General features: G+C 62.9%; 5 protein-coding genes. 1 reads left to right on the top strand and 4 read right to left on the bottom strand.

Features of this window, described 5'->3' with window-relative positions:
• A partial coding sequence (locus OSA81_13080; GenBank protein MDE0899934.1) for an ankyrin repeat domain-containing protein occupies positions 1-1,339 on the top strand: 1,339 nt, incomplete at its 5' end.
• A gap of 183 nt (positions 1,340-1,522) precedes the next feature.
• Here the strand turns inward: OSA81_13080 and OSA81_13075 are convergent.
• The 4 genes from OSA81_13075 to OSA81_13060 all read right to left on the bottom strand — a co-directional run bounded on the left by OSA81_13075 (position 1,523) and on the right by OSA81_13060 (position 6,761).
• Positions 1,523-4,675 (bottom strand): hypothetical protein, encoded by a 3,153-nt coding sequence (locus tag OSA81_13075; GenBank protein MDE0899933.1) that lies wholly within the window; start codon positions 4,673-4,675, stop codon positions 1,523-1,525.
• A gap of 111 nt (positions 4,676-4,786) precedes the next feature.
• Positions 4,787-5,011, bottom strand: coding sequence for a hypothetical protein (locus OSA81_13070; GenBank protein MDE0899932.1), 225 nt, complete (start codon positions 5,009-5,011; stop codon positions 4,787-4,789).
• A gap of 186 nt (positions 5,012-5,197) precedes the next feature.
• On the bottom strand, positions 5,198-6,478 hold the full coding sequence (locus OSA81_13065; GenBank protein MDE0899931.1) for an aminotransferase class V-fold PLP-dependent enzyme: 1,281 nt from the start codon (positions 6,476-6,478) through the stop codon (positions 5,198-5,200).
• 85 nt (positions 6,479-6,563) lie between these two features.
• The gene (locus OSA81_13060) at positions 6,564-6,761 is read right to left on the bottom strand and encodes a hypothetical protein (GenBank protein ID MDE0899930.1); all 198 of its coding nucleotides are present in this window, start codon (positions 6,759-6,761) and stop codon (positions 6,564-6,566) included.
• Positions 6,762-6,939: the final 178 nt, after the last annotated feature.

Here is a 6,939-nt window from a genome sequence, read left to right as displayed (position 1 = left end):
AGAAGGAGAAGGAGAAGGAGAAGGAGAAGGAGAAGGAGAAGGAGAAGGAGAAGGGACCCAGCTTGCTCGCCCGTTGTCCTACGCCCAACAGGTCGGCGCGTGGGGTGGCCTTGCACCACTCCACCATGCCGTGCGCCAGGGACACGTCGAGGCCGCGCTAGCACTTCTCCAGGGCGGCGCCGACATCGACCGATCCACCGGCGACCACACCACGCCCCTACTAATGGCGGCGATCAACGGACAATGGGACCTCGCCTCGATTCTCCTCAAGCACGGCGCCGACCCCACGATCGCGAGCGTGGCGGGCGCCACCCCGCTCTACGCCGTTCTCGAACGTCAGTGGCAGCCCCGAGCGTCCTACGCCCATCCGACGGCGCATCAGCAGCAGGAGACGAGGCACCTCGAGATGATGGAGCTCCTGCTCGAAGCTGGCGCAGACCCGGACGCCCGCCTCAACCGGCACCTCTGGTATATGGAGTACACCTTCGGCGTTCTTCGCGGTAGCGGGATCAACCTCAAGGGCGCCACGCCCTTCTGGCGTGCTGCGTACGCGCTGGATCTGGGCGCGATGACCATGCTGACCTCCTGGGGTGCCGATCCGGACATCCGCACCATGAAGCCACCTCCGCGCAGGCGGCGGTCAGCCGCGAGTGAGGAAGAAGAGGAGAACGGGCAGGAGCCGACCCCCGTCGAAACGAACGAGGGTGAGGGTACGGAGGCGGAGCCCGGCGAGGGCGAAGAAGCCTTGGAGACTGGTGATAGTGAGGGCACGGAGGCCGGTGAGGGTGAGGCCGCGGAAGTCGTTCAGGCGGCCGATGAGCCTGACCCTGGGACCTCGGAAGATGACGGGATAAGCGGAGACGCTATCGCGGAAGAAGAGGAGGGTGAGGAAGCCACACCGTCAGAGGAAGAAGAGGAAGAAGACGAGGACAAATCCGGTCTCCCGCCAGTCCCGGCCGACGGCCCCGCCATCCACGCGATTCACGCGGCATCAGGCGTCGGCTACGGACAATCCTTCGCGGGTAACGCGCACCGATACGTCCCGAATGGCTGGATGCCGGCCTTGAGGTTCGTGGTCGAGCAGATGGGCGCCGACGTGAATACGCGCGACGCGAATGGTTACACCGCGTTGCATCATGCCGCCTCCCGGGGAGACGTGGAAATGATCCGCTACCTCGTCGAACACGGGGCCGACGTGATGGTCGTCAGCCGGAAGGGAGAGACTGTCGCCGACATGGCCAACGGACCCGTCCAGAGGGTCCGGCCCTATCCGGAAGCCGTCGCGCTGCTCGAGGAGTTGGGATCGGTCAACAACCACAACTGTGTGTCGTGTGAGTAGGGAGTCTTAGGAGTAGTCCTGAGTCTCACGCTCGTGAGGCCACGCTCCTTGAACTCAGCGTGATTCCGGTAGGGACCGGAACCACCGGCTGCGTTGGTGTCGTGCCCGTCCCTCCTCCTGGTGGTACGTCATCGCCGCAACCCGCGAGGATCAGTAAGGCAACTGGTATAGTGAGCTGCCGCATCAATCTCCAAACAGCGTCAGGCCAAATGCTTCGACGGCACTTCGAAACTCTATCCAGTCCGTTTCGAACCATTGATTCACAGCGGATTCGAGCTCCACGACTGCCTGCTCGACACGCTCAAGCCCGCGCAAGGCCGTCTGAGTCGACTCTTGCCAGCGACCGGAGCTAAGGGCCGACGACGCAGACCTGATAAGTGAAGTCATGACCGACGGCTCGTTCACCCGGCGCTGACCGGACGCTCCTACGATGGACTCGTACATCCCCTCGAGGGCGTCATCCACGCGAACCCCATGCTCCTTCAGGGAATCTGCCTCCTGCTCCTCACCATCCCACTCGTCGAGCAAGTCTCCAACTCGTGTAATCGTCGTACGAGCGCTCCTTATTCGATCAGCTACGTCGGTGGTTCTTCGCTCGGCGTCCAGGAGTCGAGTATTGAGTCGGTCAACCGCTCTGGCAGTGTTGATATCAAAGGAGATGCGGTGATCCGGCAGGATACGCACACTCGATTGGGCTGTATCCGCAGCAAGAATGACCCTGACCGTGTAGTCGCCGGGCAACAAGAGAGGGCCTCCAGGCTCAGGAGCGTTTGCGGGGTCCTCGGACTCCTCGCGATTGGCTGGCCGCACACCCGCGCGCTCCATACCCCATTCAATCTGGTGCAGGCCAGGTCCACCAGGACCTGCTAATCGCCGGACGACCTCGGAACCAGAGAGGATCTGAATCGTGACCTCAGACTCTTTACCGAACTCATCTTCATCAGCCTCTTCCTCCATGGAATCAGGCTCTTCCGGAACCCAGTAACGGATACGCGCACCGAACTCTCGGTTCTCTCCTTGATAGAGGAAGTCACCCGGAAAGATCGGACCCGGCTGCTGAGCGATCTCGACCTGAGGTGCGTCGATCACTGGGTAGACGTACAGGCTCTCAGGAACTGACCCGTGGCGCGCGAGGGTACGCAACGGACGGATATCGTCGAGCACGAGAAAAGATCGGCCGAACGTCCCCATCACGAGGTCATGCTCGCGCTGTTGGATGACCATGTCGCGCACCGGCGTAGCAGGCACCCCGTTCGTCCAGCGTTGCCAGCTCCCGGCGTCGTCGGTGGAGACCCAGAGCCCGCGGTCCGTACCAACGAAGAGTAACTCTGCGACCTCGGGATCCTGCACAACGGACAAGGCATATCCATCGACGCTCTCTGCGATTCTATGCCACGAATCTCCGAAGTCCTCAGTGTGATAGACGTACGGTGTCCAGTCGTCGCGGCGATGATCCTCAATGACGACGAACGCTTCACCCGCGGAATGAGTCGAGGCATGGATCTGCGGCACCCAAGCACCTGACGGTGCTCCTGGCATCTTCTCAATCAGATTAACCCATGAGGATCCGCCGTCGCGCGTGAGCTGCACGTTGCCATCATCCGTACCTACCCACACCACACCATCTTCGACCGGGCTGGGTGCGATCGCCACGATCGTTGTGTTGTTCTCGGCGCCAGTAGCGTCGGTCGTTAGACCACCCGACTCGGCCTGCTTCTGACGTTCAGGGTCATTCGTCGTGAGATCGGGGCTGGCCATTCTCCATGTCAGGCCGTCGTCATCGCTGACGTGGAGGAACTGCGAGCCAAACCACACCCTACCGAGCCGAATGGGATCAAGAGCGAGCGCAGCATTCCAGTTGAAGCGCAGATCGGCCTCCTCCGGGTGCGATGGCACGACGCGGCGGAACGTCGATGTGTTGCGATCATAGCGCAGGAGCGAGCCGCCCTGATGCATGACGTAGCCAAAGCGATCGTTGCGCGGATCGGGCGCCATATCAAATCCGTCAGCACAGCACCCAAGGTTCTCCCACTGGTGATTCTGGATGCCTTGGTGGTTCCACGCGTACGCAGGGCCTCGAAACGAATCGTTGTCCTGCGCGCCGCCATAGATGTTGTAGGGCGTCTGGTTGTCGACGTTGACGTGGTAGAATTGCCCAATGGGAAGGTTATGAAAGACCTGCCAGCTCCTCCCTCGATCGCGGGATATTGCCGCCCCACCGTCGTTTCCGTCTACGATGAAGCTTGGATCGTCAGGATGAATCCACCACGCGTGATGATCGACATGGACGACCTCTCCAGACACCCACGTATCGAACGTCTCCCCGCTGTCTTCCGATACATCGATACGTCCCGCTACACGGTAGAGTCGGGTCTCATTGGACGGATCGACGAAGATGTCCGCATAGTAGAACGGACGAGGGTTCACACCTTCCTCTGAGTTGACCTTTTCAAAAGAACGCGCGCCGTCCTCGGACCGCAGCAGTACGTTCTCAGACGCCTCAACGAGCGCGTACACGATGTCAGGCTCACTCGCGGCAATTGCGACTCCGATCCGGCCGAGTTCTCCCCCGGGCAGGCCATCTTCCGCCGTGCGCTGGGTCCAGTTGTCCCCAGCATCGTATGTGACGTAGAGTCCCGATCCTGGACCGCCTGAGGAGAAGGTCCACGGCTGCCGGCGATGACTCCACATCGTTGCGATCATCTTATCCGGATTCCGGGGATCCATGACCAGATCCGCGGCTCCCGTCCGCTGGTCAACGAAGAGTGTGCGTTCCCAGGTCTCTCCCCCGTCACGCGTCCGGTAAACGCCGCGCTGCTCGGAGTCACCAAAAGGGCTGCCCACGACCGCTAGATATGCGACGTCAGGATCGTTGGGATGGAGGAGGATCCGGTGGATAGCACGAGACTCATCGAGTCCTAGATGGGCCCAAGTCAAACCGCCATCGATCGACTTATACACCCCGTTACCGTGGTTCACAGAGTTACGTGGGCTGCCCTCGCCCGTCCCTACCCAGATGACGTCGGGGTTAGTCTGATTGACCGCGATGGCTCCAATCGATTGAACGGCCTGGTCATCGAAAATCGGCTCCCACGTGGTACCTCCGTTCCTCGAACGCCAGACACCACCCGCGGCCGCACCCACGTAGATGACATCAGGATCGTGGACCAGCACGTCGACCGCGTTGATGCGACCACCCTGCCCTGAAGGACCCACACTGCGCGCCTCCATGGCGGATAAGGCATCGAACTCGACCTGGGCTGATGCCGGCCTCGAGAGACAGAGGACAGCCACAGCGATGACGGGTACGAGGTGAAGGAACAGACGGATCCGCATGAGCTCTCCCGAGTCAGATTCTCCAGATGCAGGCCCACAAGAGACCGGCCAATAACAACTTGGTGAGGGAGGCTGCACTTGGCACGAGAGTCGGTAAAGGTGGCAAGTCATCTAGGCATGGGTCCGCCGCACCTCTCGCCCGCCCGCGGACCGCCCCAAGCCGATCTCTTCACGGGGCTCCTCGATCAGACGCCGGCCTTCGATCCCGCCGAGTCCGTCCCCGACTTCGAGTTCGACCAGTCCCTGCCCGAGGACTTCGACCGCTGACGCGCCCGAAGTCACGCCAGGCGGGGGATGCTCCTCCCAGCGCCTTCCCCGCCCATCTCGCCGGCCCATTCCCGGCTCACTCAGATCTCGCACCTCGCCTACCCATTGTCACGCACGCAGCGGCTCCTCTCCCAGCCTCTCCCCCGCCCTCCCTCCTCACCCCCTGCCCCGTTCTACCTCGCCTCCTGCCGCGATACGCCTTTTGAACTTCCTATCCGCACCCTGAAGGGGAATGCAATCCCCCACCGTTGTTCCTTACAGACCCGTCCTCAAATACCCCCGGATCGCCTCCACCGCGCGCTCGCAATCCCGCTCCGAGTTGTAGAAGTGCGGCGAAAAGCGAATCCCAGGGCGGTCTGACCCACCGCGCGCTGCCGCGACGATCCCGTCCTCCTCAAGCGCTCCGATGACCCTTCGCGCGTCGAGCTCGCCCGGCCGGAACGTCACCACCGCTCCACGTCGCTCGGCCTGGGCCGGCGTCCACATGTGCACCTCGTCGAGTGCGCTCAGCTCCTCCACCAGCATGGTTGCCAGCTCGCGGCTCCGGGCCTCGATCTCACCCTGACCGATCTCTCCGAGGAAGGCGATGTGCCCGCCGAACGCGTGCAGCGTGGGTGTGTCACGCTGACCCAGGCCCTCATGTGTGCGCGAGATCCCTCGGCTGCCGGTGTACGCGCTGTACACAGACGGGTGGAATCGGTCGTGCACCCTCTGATTTACAAAGAGGACGCCGGCTTCCTTCGGACCACACAGCCACTTGTGTGCGCTGCCCGAGAAGAAGTCCGGCTGCCAGTCGGAGAGATCGACGTCGAAGAGCCCGAAGGACTGTGCGCCATCGACGAGCGTGAGCACGCCCCGCTCGTGCGCCATCGCGCAGAGCTCCTTCGCGGGGAAGACGTCGCCCGACGTGTTCGTGTGCTGCATCAACGTCATCACGCGGGTCCGCGGTGTGATGGCCGCCTCGAATGCCTCGAGGTAGTACTCGGCGCCGGGGTGGGGATCGACGTGCGGGACCTCGACCACGGTGTACCCGAATCGCGCCCCCTTCTCCTTCCATGCTCGGTTGTTGCTCGGGTGGTTGTCGGAAAAGATCAGGACCTCATCGCCCGGTCCGAGGTCGAGTCCTGTCGACACCCAGTTGTTCGCCTCGCTCGTGTTGCGCGTGATGAGGATCTCTTCGGGTGACACGCGGAGATGCGCCGCGAGTCGATCGCGGGTCGTCTCCTTCGCCGACTGGATCTCGCTCCGGTATGACGGGAATGGCTCGGAGTCGAGCCGCGTGGTGTGCGCTGCCACGTCCTCGAGCACGGCCCTGGGCGCCGGGCAGAGATTGGCGGCGTTCAGCACGCTTACTTCTTCGGGGATGGTGAACTGAGCTCGGACCGCCTCCCAGTCGACCGCTGCGGGACGGAGCGCAGACCGCGTCAGCGGCGTCGGCTGTGCCCCGGCGAAGCGCGGGTGGCCCAGGAGTGCAGCCGACCCACCAGCGGCGAAGAGGCGTGCGAAGTCGCGACGATTCATGGACGGACCGGTCATGGAGTCTCCTGAGGTGTGCGTTCCGATCAGGCTACGCGCGGGTCGGTGGGGTCGCCAGTCGTTACCCGGGGTCGTAGCTCGCCTGTCAGGGCGTGGACGAGGTAGGCGGTGGTGCCGCACGTATGGTCTCGACCGCTAGCGTGTACCTGGCCAGTCGCTCTCGGGCGGCATCGTAGATCTCGTCGAGCCAAGACACGTCCATGTTGTCCGCCAGGTCGGCGAGCTTCACCTCCCGGCCCAGCGCATGCGTCGCGGCCCGACGACAGATAGCGATCGGCCTCACGCCCCTTTTCTTCAGGGAGCTTCGTGACGGCGCCGACTCCGTCGACTACCTCGGTGGGGAAGCCTTCGGCTTGCAGCCGCTCCAACGTCCAGTCCGTATCCTCGACCAGGTCATGGAGGACTCCGAGTCACTATTGGCACGCCCGAGGAGAACGATCGCTTCCTCGCCACCTACTCCG

It is taken from the genome of Longimicrobiales bacterium (assembly GCA_028823235.1).
Taxonomy (GTDB): domain Bacteria; phylum Gemmatimonadota; class Gemmatimonadetes; order Longimicrobiales; family Gaopeijiaceae; genus UBA2589.
Note: the sequence above shows the minus strand (reverse complement) of the source record. Positions and strands in the feature narration are given on the sequence as shown.

Excerpts from the sequence above, each read along its gene's own strand:
- OSA81_13075 (MDE0899933.1), bottom strand. The coding sequence starts at position 4,675 with ATGCGGATCCGTCTGTTCCTTCACCTCGTACCCGTCATCGCTGTGGCT.
- OSA81_13070 (MDE0899932.1), bottom strand. The coding sequence starts at position 5,011 with ATGGGCCGGCGAGATGGGCGGGGAAGGCGCTGGGAGGAGCATCCCCCG.
- OSA81_13065 (MDE0899931.1), bottom strand. The coding sequence starts at position 6,478 with ATGACCGGTCCGTCCATGAATCGTCGCGACTTCGCACGCCTCTTCGCC.